The organism is Bacillus massiliglaciei, from assembly GCF_900098925.1.
Taxonomy (GTDB): Bacteria; Bacillota; Bacilli; order Bacillales; family DSM-1321; genus Peribacillus; species Peribacillus massiliglaciei.
In genome coordinates, this window is the sequence record NZ_LT622359.1 from 160,868 (window position 1) to 176,684 (window position 15,817).

15 protein-coding genes are annotated in these 15,817 nt (G+C 40.3%); 8 read left to right on the forward strand and 7 right to left on the reverse strand.

Going from position 1 to position 15,817, the window contains the following annotated elements:
* Window positions 1–13: 13 nt before the first annotated feature.
* Entirely contained in the window at window positions 14–1,624 is a 1,611-nt protein-coding gene (locus BQ4305_RS12740) for a peptide ABC transporter substrate-binding protein (RefSeq protein WP_110928148.1), read from the forward strand.
* 77 nt (window positions 1,625–1,701) lie between these two features.
* Window positions 1,702–2,064, forward strand: coding sequence for a DUF3899 domain-containing protein (locus BQ4305_RS12745; RefSeq protein ID WP_110928149.1), 363 nt, complete (start codon window positions 1,702–1,704; stop codon window positions 2,062–2,064).
* 72 nt (window positions 2,065–2,136) lie between these two features.
* Here BQ4305_RS12745 and BQ4305_RS12750 read toward each other — a convergent pair whose 3' ends face one another.
* The 6 genes from BQ4305_RS12750 to BQ4305_RS12775 all read right to left on the reverse strand — a co-directional run bounded on the left by BQ4305_RS12750 (window position 2,137) and on the right by BQ4305_RS12775 (window position 9,122).
* Window positions 2,137–3,666, reverse strand: a complete 1,530-nt coding sequence (locus BQ4305_RS12750) for a glycine betaine uptake BCCT transporter (RefSeq protein ID WP_110928150.1) — start codon at window positions 3,664–3,666, stop codon at window positions 2,137–2,139.
* Between the two features lie 72 nt (window positions 3,667–3,738).
* Entirely contained in the window at window positions 3,739–4,410 is a 672-nt protein-coding gene (locus BQ4305_RS12755) for a hypothetical protein (RefSeq protein WP_110928151.1), read from the reverse strand.
* A gap of 222 nt (window positions 4,411–4,632) precedes the next feature.
* On the reverse strand, window positions 4,633–6,579 hold the full coding sequence (locus BQ4305_RS12760; protein WP_110928152.1) for an FtsX-like permease family protein: 1,947 nt from the start codon (window positions 6,577–6,579) through the stop codon (window positions 4,633–4,635).
* Complete coding sequence (locus BQ4305_RS12765; RefSeq protein ID WP_110928153.1) at window positions 6,569–7,330, reverse strand: ABC transporter ATP-binding protein; 762 nt, start codon at window positions 7,328–7,330, stop codon at window positions 6,569–6,571. Before BQ4305_RS12765 ends, BQ4305_RS12760 begins: the two co-directional genes overlap by 11 nt.
* Before the next feature lie 99 nt (window positions 7,331–7,429).
* Window positions 7,430–8,434 (reverse strand): sensor histidine kinase, encoded by a 1,005-nt coding sequence (locus tag BQ4305_RS12770; protein ID WP_110928154.1) that lies wholly within the window; start codon window positions 8,432–8,434, stop codon window positions 7,430–7,432.
* Window positions 8,427–9,122 carry a response regulator transcription factor gene (locus BQ4305_RS12775; RefSeq protein WP_110928155.1) on the reverse strand — a complete coding sequence of 232 codons (696 nt, stop codon included), beginning with the start codon at window positions 9,120–9,122 and terminating at the stop codon, window positions 8,427–8,429. Before BQ4305_RS12775 ends, BQ4305_RS12770 begins: the two co-directional genes overlap by 8 nt.
* Before the next feature lie 328 nt (window positions 9,123–9,450).
* Between BQ4305_RS12775 and BQ4305_RS21890 the strand changes: the two genes are divergently transcribed.
* Both BQ4305_RS21890 and BQ4305_RS12790 read left to right on the forward strand, forming a co-directional pair.
* On the forward strand, window positions 9,451–9,918 hold the full coding sequence (locus tag BQ4305_RS21890; RefSeq protein WP_234396982.1) for a S8 family serine peptidase: 468 nt from the start codon (window positions 9,451–9,453) through the stop codon (window positions 9,916–9,918).
* Between the two features lie 11 nt (window positions 9,919–9,929).
* A complete protein-coding gene (locus BQ4305_RS12790) occupies window positions 9,930–10,940 on the forward strand; it encodes a site-2 protease family protein (protein ID WP_110928158.1) in 1,011 nt (336 codons plus the stop codon).
* Window positions 10,941–11,042: 102 nt separating this feature from the next.
* Here the strand turns inward: BQ4305_RS12790 and BQ4305_RS12795 are convergent, their stop codons facing one another.
* Window positions 11,043–11,984 carry an alpha/beta hydrolase gene (locus tag BQ4305_RS12795; RefSeq protein ID WP_110928159.1) on the reverse strand — a complete coding sequence of 314 codons (942 nt, stop codon included), beginning with the start codon at window positions 11,982–11,984 and terminating at the stop codon, window positions 11,043–11,045.
* Window positions 11,985–12,195: 211 nt separating this feature from the next.
* On the opposite strand from BQ4305_RS12795, the gene BQ4305_RS12800 reads away from it, so the two are divergent.
* From BQ4305_RS12800 to BQ4305_RS12815, 4 genes are all read left to right on the forward strand, one after another.
* Window positions 12,196–12,636 (forward strand): MarR family winged helix-turn-helix transcriptional regulator, encoded by a 441-nt coding sequence (locus tag BQ4305_RS12800; protein ID WP_110928160.1) that lies wholly within the window; start codon window positions 12,196–12,198, stop codon window positions 12,634–12,636.
* Window positions 12,637–12,948: 312 nt separating this feature from the next.
* Window positions 12,949–13,962: an LLM class flavin-dependent oxidoreductase gene (locus BQ4305_RS12805; RefSeq protein ID WP_110928161.1), complete on the forward strand. Its 1,014-nt coding sequence runs from the start codon at window positions 12,949–12,951 to the stop codon at window positions 13,960–13,962.
* A 335-nt stretch (window positions 13,963–14,297) separates the two neighbouring features.
* Window positions 14,298–14,750: a helix-turn-helix domain-containing protein gene (locus tag BQ4305_RS12810; RefSeq protein ID WP_110928791.1), complete on the forward strand. Its 453-nt coding sequence runs from the start codon at window positions 14,298–14,300 to the stop codon at window positions 14,748–14,750.
* Window positions 14,751–15,111: 361 nt separating this feature from the next.
* Window positions 15,112–15,708, forward strand: coding sequence for a hypothetical protein (locus tag BQ4305_RS12815; protein ID WP_110928162.1), 597 nt, complete (start codon window positions 15,112–15,114; stop codon window positions 15,706–15,708).
* Window positions 15,709–15,817 lie beyond the last annotated feature (109 nt).

Consider the following 15,817-nt stretch of genomic DNA (forward strand, 5'->3'; position numbering starts at 1 on the left):
AGGGGGATTTTTAATGAGAAAATGGCTAGTCAGGATGCTCATGCTAGTTACCGCTGCGGTAGTGGCTGCAGGCTGCAGCAGCAAAGGATCATCAGGAAACAGTTCAGATGTAAAGCAGGAAATAACGGTTAATGCATTGAGTGAACCGCCGGATTTAGATCCAGCATTGGCAACCGATACTACTTCAGGCTGGGTTTTGGATCATGTATTTGAAGGTCTTTATACAAAAGATGAAGAGGGTAAACCAGTTTTAGGAGCAGCAAGCAAAGCGGAAGTCTCGGAAGACGGAAAAACATATACTTTTACCATTCGCGATGATGCCAAATGGTCAGATGGAACGAATGTGACAGCGGGAGATTTCGAATATGCTTGGAAGCGGGTTTTAAATCCGGACACCGGCAGTTCCTTTGCGTTTTACATGTATTATCTTAAGGGTGCAGAAGCTTACAACAAAGGGAAAGGCTCAGCAGAAGAGGTTGGAGTAACAGCAAAAGACAATAAAACACTGGTCGTTGAATTAGAGGCGCCGCTTGGTTATTTCGATGAATTATTAACAATGTGGACATTTTACCCGGTTAAGCAGGAACTTGTAGAAGAGAATAAAGGGTGGGCTGCAGGTGCTGATACATATGTGAGCAATGGGCCATTCAAATTGACAAAATGGGAGCATGACAGTGAAGCGGTCATTGAGAAAAATGAGAACTATTGGGACCGCAATGCCGTCAATCTTAATAAAGTAACATACAAAATGGTGAACGATGCATCAACCTACTATCAAATGTTCAAAACTAACGAGCTTGATTTAATTCAGACACTTCCTACAGATGTCATCGACCAAGAAAAGGATTCAAAAGAATATAACGAAGTGCCATACTTTGGTACTTATATGTACATGTTTAATGTAGAAAAAGAACCGTTTACCAACGAAAAAATTAGAAGAGCTTTTACGTTAGCGGTTGATCGTGAATCATTAACGAAAAATATTACGAAAGCAGGCGAAACACCGGCGTATGCATTTGTACCGCAAGGTGTAGAGACGCCAAACGGTGATTTCCGGGAAACTGGCGGAGCTTATTTCGAAGAGGATGCTGCAAAAGCGAAACAATTGTTAGCAGAAGGAATGAAAGAAGAAGGCTGGACTGAGCTTCCGCAAGTATCCATTCTCTATAATACGGCTGAAAATAACAAGAAGGTAGCAGAAGCCGTTCAGGCGATGTATAAAGAGAACCTTGGCGTTGATGTGAAGCTTGAGAACCAAGAATGGAAAACATATCTGGATACAACGAAACAGGGCAACTTCCAAATGGCTCGTATGGGCTGGATTGGGGTTTTGGTAGATCCGGTTGTTATTCTGGATTACTACTTAGGCGACAGTCCGAATAACCGTACAAACTGGGTAAATGAAAAGTACGACAACCTTATTGCAGAAGCAAAAGTAGAACAGGACAAAGAAAAACGTTATGAACTGCTTCACCAGGCGGAAGCCGTCTTAATGGAAGATTTGCCGTTTAACCCGATTTACCATTACACAAATACTTACTTAACATCACAAAAATTTGAAGATATTGTTTATCCGGTAAATCGTTACCCATATCTGAAATGGGCGAAAAAAGTTTCAGAGTAAAAAGAATGTTTATGACAAGGAAGCGGGGCCTTTTGAGGTCTCGTTTTCCTTTCCATAATAGATAGGAGATTGAAAATATGAAATGGAAGGCTGCTTTATTTTTCATCACAATGCTTAGCTGGTATTTGGCTGCATGGGCTGCACCTTTTTCGAAGGCGGATTTATCTGATACGGCTTTCTTGACAGGGCTTTTACTGATTATCATTGCAGGGATTGCAGTTATTATAAAAACAGGCTTTCTATCTCTCGTTACGGAAGGTTTTAAAATAATAGGAGAACGAATGATTCGCAAATCGAATGCCATGGAGCGGGCAGACAGCCAAATGAAAAGTGATTATAAGGTTCAGACCTTCAAAGCAAGTGCAGCCGCTTTTATCACTCAAATCAGCTTTATTGCTGGCATTGGTTCCCTGATTGTCTCTGTGATCAATATCTTTTAAAGGAGCGGTATTACATGATAAAAAATCTTCCTGAGCAATGAAATCAAACAGGAAGATTTTTTGTATTTCCCTTTAAGGTTTTTGAATGCTTCTCTTATGGTTTCTCTGTGAGTCAGCTTCACTTTTTAACCCTTTCTGTAAGGAGAAACACATAATGATCATGATAAGGGCGAAGGGCAGCGCGGCAGCAATTGAGGCTGTTTGCAATACATTTAATCCGCCTGCTACAAGCAGCACAGCGGCTACGGCAGATTGAATAATGCCCCATGTCACTTTGATTTTATTGGACGGATTTAGTGTCCCGCCTTCACTCAGCATACCCAATACAAAGGTAGCGGTATCGGCAACTGTTATATAATAAATCGCTACGACGGCAAACCCTAAGATACTCAGCAAAGAACTGAATGGCAGATAATCAAAGAAAGTGAAGATTGACAGGGATACATTTTCCGTGATAAAAGCGGCCAAATCATGATTTCCTGCTTTTTGTACGAGTTCCAGCGCGGAGCCGCCAAATATAGACATCCACAGACAGGTTCCCAGAGTGGGAACGATCAATACACCAATGACAAACTCCCTTACTGTTCTTCCTTTTGAAACCCGGGCGATGAACATTCCGACGAAAGGCGCCCAGGCAATCCACCAAGCCCAATAAAACAAAGTCCATGAGGCAATCCAGCCGCTGCCTTCGCCAAAGGGAATTAACCGCAAACTCATATGGATAAAATCACTAATATAGAGACCCGTAGTATTAAAGAAAACTTTAGTAATCGTCATCGTCGGGCCGACTATCAAAATCACAAGCATTATGGCAAAGGATAAAATCATCGCTGTATTGGACAAATACTGGATTCCTTTTTCCAAGCCGGAATTGATGGAAATGATAAACAGGACAGTTGCGACAGCAATGACAAGGAGCTGGACGGATAGCGCATTTGGGACTCCGAACAGATTATGCATTCCTGCCGTCACCTGCATCGCCCCAAGGCCTAAAGAGGTTGCTATGCCGAAGACCGTTGCAAAAACAGACAGAACATCAATCGTCTTTCCGATTGGGCCGTATATTCGGTCGCCGAGAATAGGATGGAACGCCGAACTAATTGCTGCCGGAAGTCGCTTATTGTATTGGAAAAAAGCAAGGGCTAAACCAATTACGGTATAGATGGCCCATGGATCCAGACCCCAATGAAAAAAGGTATATTTCATGGCTGTATTAGCTGCTTCTACCGTATAGGCTTTTCCGTAGGGAGGGGTTGTATAATGGGTGACAGGTTCGGCCACGCTCCAGTAGACAATCCCGATTCCCATGCCGGCACCGAACAGCATGGCAAGCCAAGAGGCAGTGTTGAAATCCGGCCGATCTGTTTTTTTGCCAAGCCGGATATCTCCATATTTCGAAAATAATAAATAAATGGAAAAGAAAACGAAGAATAAGGTTGCTCCAAGATAGACCCAGCCAAGATAATCAATTGAATCATTATAGATGGCATTCGTGACTTTCGTAAGATTCTCTGTGAAAAAGACACCCCAAATGATAAAGATGATGGTAAGGATTAAGGAAATAATAAAAACACTGTTTCCAACGGGATTTTTGTTACTCATAGAAGCCTCCTAATAATAAGTGGAAGAATGGACAGCAGCGAAAATCAGGCAGTAGAATGTGGGTATAAGAAGTCACTTATCCAGCAGATTGTAACGAAATTCCCACTTGTCGGTGTTCATGAGCTCATCCTGCGAAATTTCCAAGCCGCCTCCTAAATAAACCAGATCATCTTTTAAAGCGATGACCATAGATTCAAGCAAGTCATGGCCGTCCTTTTTTAGATATATGTCTCCTAATGCGGGCAAAAGCTCACTGTCTGGGGCAACTGTCTGCTGAAGCTCAATGCCGTCCATGCTTGCAGGATCAGCACCATCATTATTTTGATAATCGATAGGGCTGCTGCCGTTTATGCGTCCCGGAACCATTAATAAATATTCATTATGCTTGATTCCATGAGAATTACCTGTAATCACCCCTTGCTTATCCACTTTTTCTACGACCTCTATTTCATTTAATGAATACGTATCAAGGGAATCAGGCATTGGATTGTGAATTAATATATAATCTCCTTCTTCAGCCCTGCGGTCTTTACTCAGTGTGTAGGCTTTATGATTAAAGATAAAGCTGTCAAGGATCTTTGGTTTGTAACGATCTACGCTTGCCGCATTCGTTAAAACCTGTGTTAAATCCCGAAGCCTGATTAGATGAACGGATTGTTTATACATCGGTTTAACTCCGTAAACTTTATGTAATTCATTTTCATGGTAAACAAATATGCCCTTTCTTACTTGAAACAATTTCACGTATTGAACCTCCTTCTATGGCTCCTTGGCTGTGTAAGGAAAATTGTTATACCCTTTGTTGTTTAGAATGCCTTATTTTTAAAAAGATATGACGTAAGAAACAGGGAGGAAGATTTTTAAGGATTCAATGTAGAAGGGGCAGAGAATAGATAGTAAGTTTTTTCAGGTTTGGTGATAGGTCTCAATAACAAAAAGCCCCAGGCGTAATCTGGGGCTTTTGCATTAAAGGGCTGATTTAATTACTTTTTTGTAATAAAGAATCGACAGCATCCCGAAGATGGAATACAGAATAGTATAGATGACCATAACGATGATCATCGGTGCCCATAGTTCTGTTCCGAATAAAAACCATCCGGATTGAACAGCAAAGTAGCTGTGGAGAAGGCCGATAATCAACGGAATTCCAAAATTGAATAGCTGTTTGGCGCGGATTCCTTTTAGCAAGTCGCCTTGCGTAAAACCGAGTTTTCTTAATATTGTATAATTCGGCTTTTCTTCTTCACTTTCATCCATTTGTTTAAAATACAGAATACATCCTGAAGTAATTAGGAATGTCAGGCCGAGAAAACCGACGATAAACATGATAAGTCCCATACTCTCTTTCTGATTGTTGAAGATTTCAAGTCTGGAGAGATTTTCATACTTCTCGCTTATGCTCAATTCTTGGAAAACGGCATTGGCTTCCTTCAGCTGCCCCTCATCTTTAATATTAATCCCAATATAAGTCGAAGACTCATGCTGAATCTCGGGATCAAGGTCTGCTTTGAGACGCTGGAACGTTGTTTCGTCAACAATGGCCACCGGAAGGCCTCCATTTGTTAACGTATAGGGAAGAAGAATTTCATCTTTCATCCCTAAGTATTTCTGGTGAATAGACTTCTTTTTTCCCTGTAATTCAATTTCTCCGGTATTTTTTAGGGTCATTACTTTTCCAAGTACATCGTCGTAACCGGTGAATAGTGCTTCATCCTTCGAAAGGTTAAGGTCTTTGACGGATTTCTCACTTACTGCGGAAAGGGTCATAAGGTTTGGATCGAAATTTACTTCTTTCAGCTTTGTCTCCATGATTTGCTTAACATTGGCATTTACTTGGATAAAATCGATTCTTTTTTCACGATAGTCAATACCCTTTGCATACAGAGCCTCTCTAAACTTTTCAGCATCTTTTGGAGATGCCAGTGAAAAGTGAGAGGGAATGCGTTCTTTAGCACTTTTCTCCGCTGAATAATAAGAGATATAGCTTAACGATAACAAGCTGATTGCAAGCGCCGATACAGTGGTGATAATAGTCAGTAACAAGGCATTTGATTTCATTCGGAACATGATGGAAGAGAGGGATAATACCTCATGAATATTCAAGTAGCCGTCTTTCTTTTTCCGAATGATATTCGTGATAAAAGTGACGGATCCTTTATAAAAGAAATAGGTTCCGATGATGACAGCTCCAAGAATAAAAATCATCGCCATGAAAAGCTCGTTCATCTGTGAAAAGTCCCCATCAAATAGCTTCGAAGAAATATAGTAGCCTGAAAGAATCAATACAATTCCCAGCACTCCGAAGACGATGTCCCACATACTGATCTTCTTCACTCTGCTTTCTGCTGAAGATGTCACCCTGAATAAGGACAAAATCGTTTGTCTTTTAATAAATACATAATTCATCAAGAGGATGAAAAGGTAAATGGCACCGAAAACAATAACGGTTTGAATCAGGGCTTCTGCAGAAAATCGAAGAGAGGTTACGGTTTCAATCCCCATAAGTTTTAATAAAATCATCATGACTAATTTCGAACCGGCAAATCCGATTAAGACTCCGACCAGTAAGGATCCGAAATACAGGATGAAGTTTTCAGCGCTCAAAATCCGGAAGATTCCGCTTTTAGTCATGCCAATTAGTTGAAATAAGCCAATCTCTTTACTTCGCCTTTTGATAAAAAGCTGGTTCGCATATAAGAGAAAAATAGTGACAATCGCGATAAGCAGGATGGATGCGGCTTTAATGGCAGCTGCGCCTTTTACAGTTCCTTCTGCCCCGTCCATCGCTGGATCATACTGCAGTGTGACAAAAGCGAAATATAGAGAGACACTGAAAATCAAAGCGAATACATAGAGATAATAGTTTTTTAGATTTTTTTTCAGGTTGCGCAGGATCAGGTGATTAATGCTCATTTTGCACCCCGCCTAATACAGCCTGGGTTTTCATAATATCCTGGAAAAAGGCCTGTCTGGATTCGTCCCCTCTATTTAATTGGGTATAAATTTGCCCATCTTTAATGAAGATCACCCTGCTGCAATAACCGGCAGCGACTGGATCATGAGTGACCATAATAATGGTTGCCCTTCGCTTCTGATTTAATTCACTCAGTTTATTGAGTAAGTCAGAGGCAGATTTAGAATCCAATGCACCGGTTGGTTCATCAGCGAAAATAATGCTTGGCTGATGGATAAAGGAGCGGGCTGCAGATGTACGTTGTTTTTGCCCTCCTGATATTTCATTCGGGTATTTATCCTTTAAGTCATAAATTCCGAGTTCCATCGCAACTTCTTTAAATTTCTGTTCTGCTTCCTTCTTAGATACTTTTGTAATGGATAAGGGCAAAAGAATGTTTTCCTTAACGGTCAGCGTATCTAAAAGGTTATACTCCTGAAAAATAAATCCTAAGTGATGCTTTCTAAATTCAGCTAATTGCTTTTCTTTCATTCCGGTCATTTCTTTTCCGTCGATATGGATGGTGCCGTCGCTGACTTTATCTATGGAGGAAAGGACATTCAGCAAGGTTGTTTTCCCGGAGCCGGATGCCCCCATGATGCTGACAAATTCTCCTTCCTCAACGCTGATATCGAGACCTTTTAAAACCTCTTGCTTATTAAATTTATTGCCATAGCTTTTCGATATTTTGGCTGCTTCTAAAATTTTCATTATGTCACGCTCCTTTATTCGATATTTTCATTATAAAGATTCATACGTCCGTTATCCTTCGATTCAGCTAACAAACCATAAAAGCATGTGACAATGTTGTCACATGCTGGAAATTTGGTGAAAGTCATTTCGTTTTGGAAAAGTGAGATAGAAGGACGTTCCAATCCCGGGTTCTGAAGCGACATCCATTTGAAGGAGGAGCGGCTTTGCTGCTTTTTTTGCTAGGTACAGTCCCATGCCGGTTGCTGCATGATCTTGATGTTTGGCTGTAGAAGTAAAGCCTTTATCAAATATTCGGGGAAGATCTTTCGGCTCGATTCCCCGTCCATAATCTTTGATTTCCAAAACGGTTTGGTCATTTTGCTGATAGGTCTTGATGACAATGTCTGTTTCTTCGCTATATTTAACAGCATTCGTGAGGAGCTGCCTAATAATAAATGACAGCCATTTCCCGTCACTGTAGACTTCTTGCACTTCCAAATCGATATCAAAGCCAATCCCTTTTGGTATGCACCAGGATTGCAGGGCCTTTATTTCATTAAAAAGAATCGGCTGGATGTTTACCTTTTCAATATATAGATCATTTTCCATAAAGAGAATCCGTTTTTGGTGGAGCTTTTGATCAAGCAGCAAATGAATCCGCAGCCATTCATGTGTCAGCTGTGCTTTCATCTGTTCATCGTCCATCCGGTCTATGATTAAATGCATAGCGGTCAGCGGCGTTTTGACTTCATGGATCCAAGACAGCAAATCATCCTTTTCCTGCTCCAAAGCCATCCGGTTTTGGGCAGCATTTTTTTTCAATTGTTTGGTTTGGCTGGTCATTTTTTCTTCCACGATTTTTTCAAAAGGCCTTTCGGCGGAAACGATACTGGCTAAATCCAGATTGGTTTCCCACTCTTCTAAGCTTTTATAAAAGTTCGTTTCTTTCTGAAAACGGATAAAGATGAAAATGGCGAAGACGATGGAAAACAAAAAGACGATATAAAGAACGGATGATAAAGAAATGGATGAATCTATATAAGAGACAAAGAGGAGGAACAGAATCATAAAAAAATATAGAAAGATCCAGCTCCGCCTTTCCAATAAAAACTTTTTAATCATGTACATGCCCCGTTTCCAGAGCCATGTAACCCTGGCCTACTTTCGTTTCAATAAAGTGCCCAAGGCCCAGTCCGTCCAGCTTCTTGCGCAAACGATTGATATTGACGGTTAACGTATTATCACTCACAAAACGTTCATCATCCCAGAGGCTTTTAATCAATTTTTCCCGGCTGATGATTTTATTTTTTTGCTCAACCAGCTGTTTCAAGATGAAAATTTCATTCTTCGTCAGTTCGATTGAACCAGAATCGTTGGAAACCGTATTCTTCTCATAATCCACTGTCGCCCCGTTCCACGTTTTTAGCTTAACCTGATCCGTACTGTAGTTATAAACCCGGCGAAGAATCGCTTGAATTTTCGCAATGAGCACATCAAAATGAAAAGGTTTTTGAACAAAGTCATCCGCACCTAACTGCATGGACATCACCATGTCAGTAGGGTGATCCCTTGATGATAAAAAGATAATCGGCACGTTTGAATGCTCCCGGATCATCCTGCACCAGTGGAAGCCGTCAAACATTGGCAGCTGAATATCGATAATGACTAAATCAGGAGTCAAAGCTGCAAATTCCTGCATGACCTGGCTGAAGTCGGCGATGCCATGAACCTCATAGGACCATCCGGACAGCCGATCTTTAATCTCCCGGAAAAGAACCGTATCATCTTCGATTAATAGGAGTTTAAACATTTATCACACCACACTTTTTTACATTCTTTACTAAAAGTATATAGGAGAAAATTCCCGCATGCCATAGGGGGGATAGTGAACTTAGTTTTAGTTGTGCCTGGATTTTATTTATAGATTCAAATCAACAGAAAAAGCCAATGGCGTTTTTAACGTTTAAGATGTCATAAGCGTTACGTACACTCTTTATATTTTACATTCATTCGTACAGACAGGGGTTATATGAGTATTTGAACATGGATGTTTCGATAGCTTTTATAGTTATACATAGGAACAGCACAGCAGGCTATTCAGGGAAGCGGTGATATGCAGGCTGAAACAACTCCAATTTGTGCTATTGCAGCTACTACAGCAGCAAGCAGGATTAGAAAATGTTATTACAGTTAGCAGCACAAATAAAAACCAGGAGCTGGCCTACTATTCTAACTACGGAAACAGGATTGATTTAGTTGCACTAGCGGGAGATTTTGGAGATACATATTTTTCTGAGGGCCAGATTAATGTAACTTATATGATGTTAATGACTAAACCCATGAAGATGGGGCAGAATTTTATCGATCAGGCAGTAGGACTGCCCGCAGGGTATACATTATCATTTGGCACAAGTCTGGCTGCGCCTCAGGTCAGTGCAGCGCTTGCCTTATTAATGGCTGAGGATAAAGCCAAAAACCCAAATCCGCAAAAATATGTGAATCAATTTTATCGCGGGGCGGTCGATCTAGGTGATCCAGGACCTGACGAAGTCTATGGCCAAGGAGAGTTAAACATCACGAAATCTCTAAAATCTAACTATAAGTAAGGTGATTAAAGATGAAAAAACCAATTACAATAATCGTAATTTTGTCAGCTGTTTTATCAGCTGGAGCATATATTGATTGGAGCTATGCAAATACTTTCTTTGTTCTTTTGCTCACAGGGGCAAGCTTATTAACCACAATCTTTATCCATGAGCTGGGTCATTTGATTTTGGGATTGGCAACAGGTTCCCGTTTTTTAAAGTTTGCCGCTGGTCCGTTTGTACTGGAACGCAATGATGAAGGCCGTTTGATTTTTCATTTGAATGCAGGGTGGAATGAGGCCGGAGGATATGTACTTATGCAATATGAAGAACCTCGCTTTCCGCAAAAAGTCTTTCTTGGCAGCTTAGGAGGGCCATTATTCAGTCTGCTGACTGTTCCTTTATATTTCAATCAAATGTTTTACTTTGAACTGGTTGGATTATTCAGTATTATCTTTTTTGTTCTGACTATTATCCCATATAATTTTGCAGGGCTATTTTCAGATGGGTATACGATGAAACAAGTGCTTCAAAAGAATCAGGTGTTTATGTATTACTACAGAATGACCAATATGCTTCTTTCTTCAAAGAAACCAGAGAGCTGGAATGTAGAGATTCAAAGGGAAGCGGCGGATATTCATCCTGATAAATTGACGGTGACTGAATTGTCAATTTATCTCATGTTCTTTTTTTACAGTGCGATTCAGACAAAGGATTTTACTTGTTTAGAAAAGTTTTATGAAAGAATCGATCTTAGCCAAATCAAAAATGGACCTATTAGTCAAAAAGCTATTATTATGCATTATTATGCAGCGGCTGAGTATATCTTAAATAAACCTTTCTCTATCAGTTTTGAAGAAATGGAAAAATTACCTCCGGTAGACAAGCTTTCTAAATTAAGGACTTCCGTCATATACCAAAAGAACTTTAATCAGCTTGATTCAAATGGTACTAGTTATTTAAAGCATTTGAGAAGTAAGGCTTCAAGCAATTATAGTTTTTTACAAGTAGAAGAAAAGTTCTGCCGACAATATATTTTATGAAATTATCTGATGATGATTAATTAACAAAGCCTTTTTGCAGTAATATGGAATGGGCAAAATATAAAAATAAAACCCGACTTTATGGAAGTCGGGTTAAATAGGTTATGCCTGTAACCAAGAAGCTGCAAGCAGCAATGCACCTTTGGCTGCTTCTGTTTCGGCCAATTCGTTCAGCATGACAAAGTCATGAATAATTCCTTGGAATCGAACAGCGGTCACTTGTACACCTGCCTCACGGAGCTTATTTGCATAGGCTTCTCCCTCATCGCGGAGGACATCAGCTTCAGCTGTGATCACTAAGGCTTGAGGCAAACCGGTTAATTGGTTTGGTGTGGCGCGAAGCGGGGAGGCGGTGATTTGCGCTCGTTCTGCTGGATTTGCCGTATATTGATCCCAGAACCATTCCATTCCATCTCTTCGAAGAAAGTAGCCAGTTTTAAATTGTTGATAGGACTCGGTATCAAAGGATGCGTCTGTTACAGGGTAGAATAACAGCTGCTTGCTTATTTTTGGACCTTTCCGCTCTTTGGCCAGCAATGTTATGGCTGCAGCCATATTTCCCCCGACACTGTCCCCGGCAATGAAAAGACGATCTGTATCAAATTGCTGCATCTCTGCATTTTCTTTCATCCATTCCAATACGGCATATATTTCCTCAATTGCTGTAGGATATTTAGCCTCCGGAGACAGACTGTACTCTGGAAATACAACCGCTGCATTTGTTTTTACAGCCAGCTCACGGATAAGGCGGTCGTGTGTATGGGAGTTTCCGAATACCCAGCCGGCACCATGAATGTAAAGAATAACCGGAAGCAGGCCTGAAGAGTGTTCAGGGCGGACGATTCGCACGTTAATGCTTTCTGATACCGTGCTGGTTACTGTTAAATCTGTAATCTTAGCCTCAGGCTTGTTCACTTCCCCTGATTGGACGGAATCAACCGTTTTTCGTCCTTCTATTGGGCCTAAATCAAAAAGGTAAGGGGGCTTCGCCGTTGCATCTACAAAATTTTGTGCCGCTTTTTCTAGTGAAAAAATTTTTTTCATTTTAAACAGCTCCTTCTAATTAATTTTTTAAAATTATATTTTGCACAACTTAATGTGTATGAAAGAATCATACTTCTGTTCAATTGTATTGTCAACAATTAAATTTTGCACAATTAATTTTAAATGGCCTCTGCTTGACTGTAATAGATTTTGCCCTCTATAATTTTTAAAAAGATAATTGTTTACAATTAGATTGGAAAGGAATTTTTAAATGGGAAAAGAGAATGAATTTATAACACTTGAAGACCATCTTTGTTTTTCTCTATACGCTTGTTCCCGGGCAATTCTTCGTTTATATAGACCTTATCTAGATGACCTGAAGCTGACGTATCCCCAATATTTAGTGTTGGTGGTACTATGGGAACGCCAGGAAGCATCTGTGAAAGAACTTGGTCAATTGCTGGATCTTGATTCAGGCACACTGACACCTATGCTAAAACGAATGGAAACAGCTCAGCTGGTGGAGCGTTTCAGAGACCCCGCCGATGAAAGAGTGGTTATCGTTCGTATTAAAGAGGAAGGGCTGGCATTGCGTGATAAGGCGCAATGCATCCCGCAGTCCCTGATCAGTGCTGCAGGCATGACATCAGAAGAAATGAATGCCTTTAATCAGGCTGTAAAAAAACTATCAAACATAGTGAATCAGAAGTAGGAGATTTTTAGGCATTCTTTGAGCTTAATGTATCACATAAAGAAAAACGCTGTTGAATCTAAAACAGCGTTTTTCTTATCCTTCAGTAATTTTAGGATGATGAACTCTATTAAATGGGCATTAGACGCCAAAAAGGGAAGGCAGGGATAGGGATCAATCTTTGGGGAAACAGCAGGTTTTAGATTTCAAGCTCATTGAAATCAATTTTGAGCGATTCCTTTTGAAGAAGTTCCGGTAAACAGATCATTTGAAATGCATGGAACAGACAGCTAACATGGAAAAACAACAGTCCTATAGAAAGAAGATGAATTTATGTCTAATACAAAAGCATTAACAGAAGTTCCGTTTTCTGTGCTGGATCTTTCCCCAATCGCATCCGGCATGACGGCTGCGGATTCGTTTCGTCATACATTAGAGCTGGCCCAGCTGGCTGAAAAGTTGAATTATAAGCGCTATTGGCTTGCTGAGCATCATAATATGCCGTTCATCGCCAGTTCCGCAACATCCATTGTAATTTCCCATGTAGCAGCCGGGACTTCAAAAATCCGGGTTGGCTCCGGCGGAATTATGCTGCCGAATCATGCCCCTCTTGTTATTGCTGAACAATTTGGCACGCTGGAATCATTATATCCTGGCCGAATTGATCTTGGTTTAGGCCGGGCTCCGGGCACAGACCAGCGAACCGCCTATGCGTTGAGGCGTGATCTAAGAAGCAATGGTGAAGACTTCCCAGAGCAGCTGGCCGAGCTTCGCGGCTACTTTGATCCTTCTTTAGCAACGAGCAGCCATGTGAAGGCTGTTCCGGGCGAAGGCTTGAATATTCCGATATGGCTGCTTGGTTCAAGCGGCTTCAGCGCCCGTTTGGCCGGTGAACTTGGCTTGCCATTCGCTTTTGCCGGTCATTTTTCACCGCGTCATACAATGGGAGCCCTTCATATCTATCGCGGGTCCTTCAAGCCGTCAGACGTTCTGGATAAGCCGTATGCGATGGTCGGATTAAATGTCATTGCAGCAGAAACGGACGAAGAAGCACAGCATCTTGCGACTACGCTGCAGCAGCAGTTCTTACATTTAATCCGCGGTCAGGAGACGAAGCTTCTGCCGCCGGTGGATGATATCCGCCAGCTGGCAAGCAGTTATGAATTAGAGGCCTTGCAGGAGCAATTAGGCAGATCTATAATCGGCAGTCCGCAAACAGTAAAAGAAAAGCTGGAGGCCTTTTTAAACGAAAGCCAGGCTGATGAAATTATGGCTATTGCGCAAGTGTATGACCATAAAGCGCGTCTCCGTTCTTATGAAATTTTGGCAGATGTTTCGAAAGGGTAATGTGAGGCATTGAACTGAATAAGCATTTTAATGAAAGAAGCCCAGTTTGCGGAACTCAACGCCAGCCGGGCTTTTCTATAGCTATTTTTATCTGCTTGAAATGCTGCCGGTCCGATTTAAAAAGAAGCTTAAGGTCGGCGGATTTTTATGAAATTTTTTCGTATAAATGAAAAAATCATCCAATCGATGCTTTTTTATTTTGGTTGAAGAAGTGCAAAAAAACGGCAGTTTCAGGGGTGCAACGTATGGTTGCCCCATGATGCGCCTGGAACTAGCTTTACTTTCGCTCCAAGTACCCTACATACTGAATGTTGTAAGGAAAGGCGATGAAAACAATGATCTTTAGTGAACGATTAAAAAAAGAAAGAGAGAAAAAAGGCTGGTCCCAAGCAGAGCTTGCTGAACAGATACATGTCAGCCGCCAGTCCGTATCCAAATGGGAAACCGGAAAAAATTACCCGAGTATTGAGGTCATCATTGATTTAAGTGATTTATTCGGCATTACGATAGACGAACTGTTAAGGAGTGATAAAGAATTGAAGGAAAAAGTGATCCAGGACAGCAAGCAATTGAAGTATCCAAAGTGGAAACTTTTTTTTGACAGTGTCTTTTTGATAGGAGCCTTTTTATTGGTGTCAAAATTAGGGATCATGGCTTCTAATCATTTTGCAGGTACGAATATTATGATACTCGACGGCCTGCCAAAAGCAGTCACCAATTTTTTGCCGCTGATTCTCATGGTAACCGGAGGAATTGGCGGCGATCAATTGAAAAATAAATATCTCTGATTTTACTGGAATAAAAATATTTTATATTTTCAATAAAGCAAATGTCCCAGCAGTATAACTAAATCATTTTGCTGGGATATTATTCTTTTTACAGGTGTTTGTCTAATTTGAGTTATTTTTACTTATATTGAAATCACTAAATCTTTAATATAATAAAGAGTTTTATTAGGGTGATTAGATGCGTTGGTTATGAAGAGGACATAAAGAATTTTTATTTTTATAAAACCTACTGTTTAACAAAGTAAAATATTGATATAATTTTCATGGTGCGAAAGTTACATCTCTATTTTAGAAAAAAGGATAAATTTATAAAGGTAAGGTGTGCTTCCCGACTAAATGATAATTGTGAGGGGATTTTTTTATGCGTAAAATTAGCTGGATTATTTTAGTACTAGCCACGGCTCTTCTATCTGCGTGCTCAGCAAGTGAATCAGCCGAAAAAAAACCAAATGATAAAGAGGAAGGTGTTTCAGTAGATAAGGGTCTGCTGAATGTTGAGATAACCTTGCCAGCTTCTATGTTTGAAGATGAAGATATAGATACTGTAATTGCTGATGCCAAAAAGGATGGCGTAAAAGAAGTAACAAAGAATGAAGATGGATCGCTTACCTATAAGATGTCAAAAGCTAAACACAGAGAAATGTTAAAAGAAGTAGAGTCGTCCATTCAAGAGTCTATTGATGATGCTAAAACAAGTAAGGATTATGTATCTATTAAAGATGTAACTCATAATAAATCATTCTCTGAATTTACCCTTTTAGTAGAAAAGGCTTCTTATGAAAATAGCATGGACGCTTTTGCAGCAATTGGTTTTGGTATATCAGGAATGATGTATCAAATTTATAATGGTGCAGATGAAGAAAAGGCGAAAGTAAAAATATATATTAAAGATAAAGCAACTCAGGAAACTTTTGATGAAATGCTCTACCCTGATGATTTAGAAGAAGAATCAAAATGATGACTATTTAGGAGAGAAGAGGTTCTAAATGAATATGATTAAGTTTAGAAAATTAAAGGTATAGTCCCTATTAGACTTTTAACACTTACTTTGTTGACGGTTTGCGGAC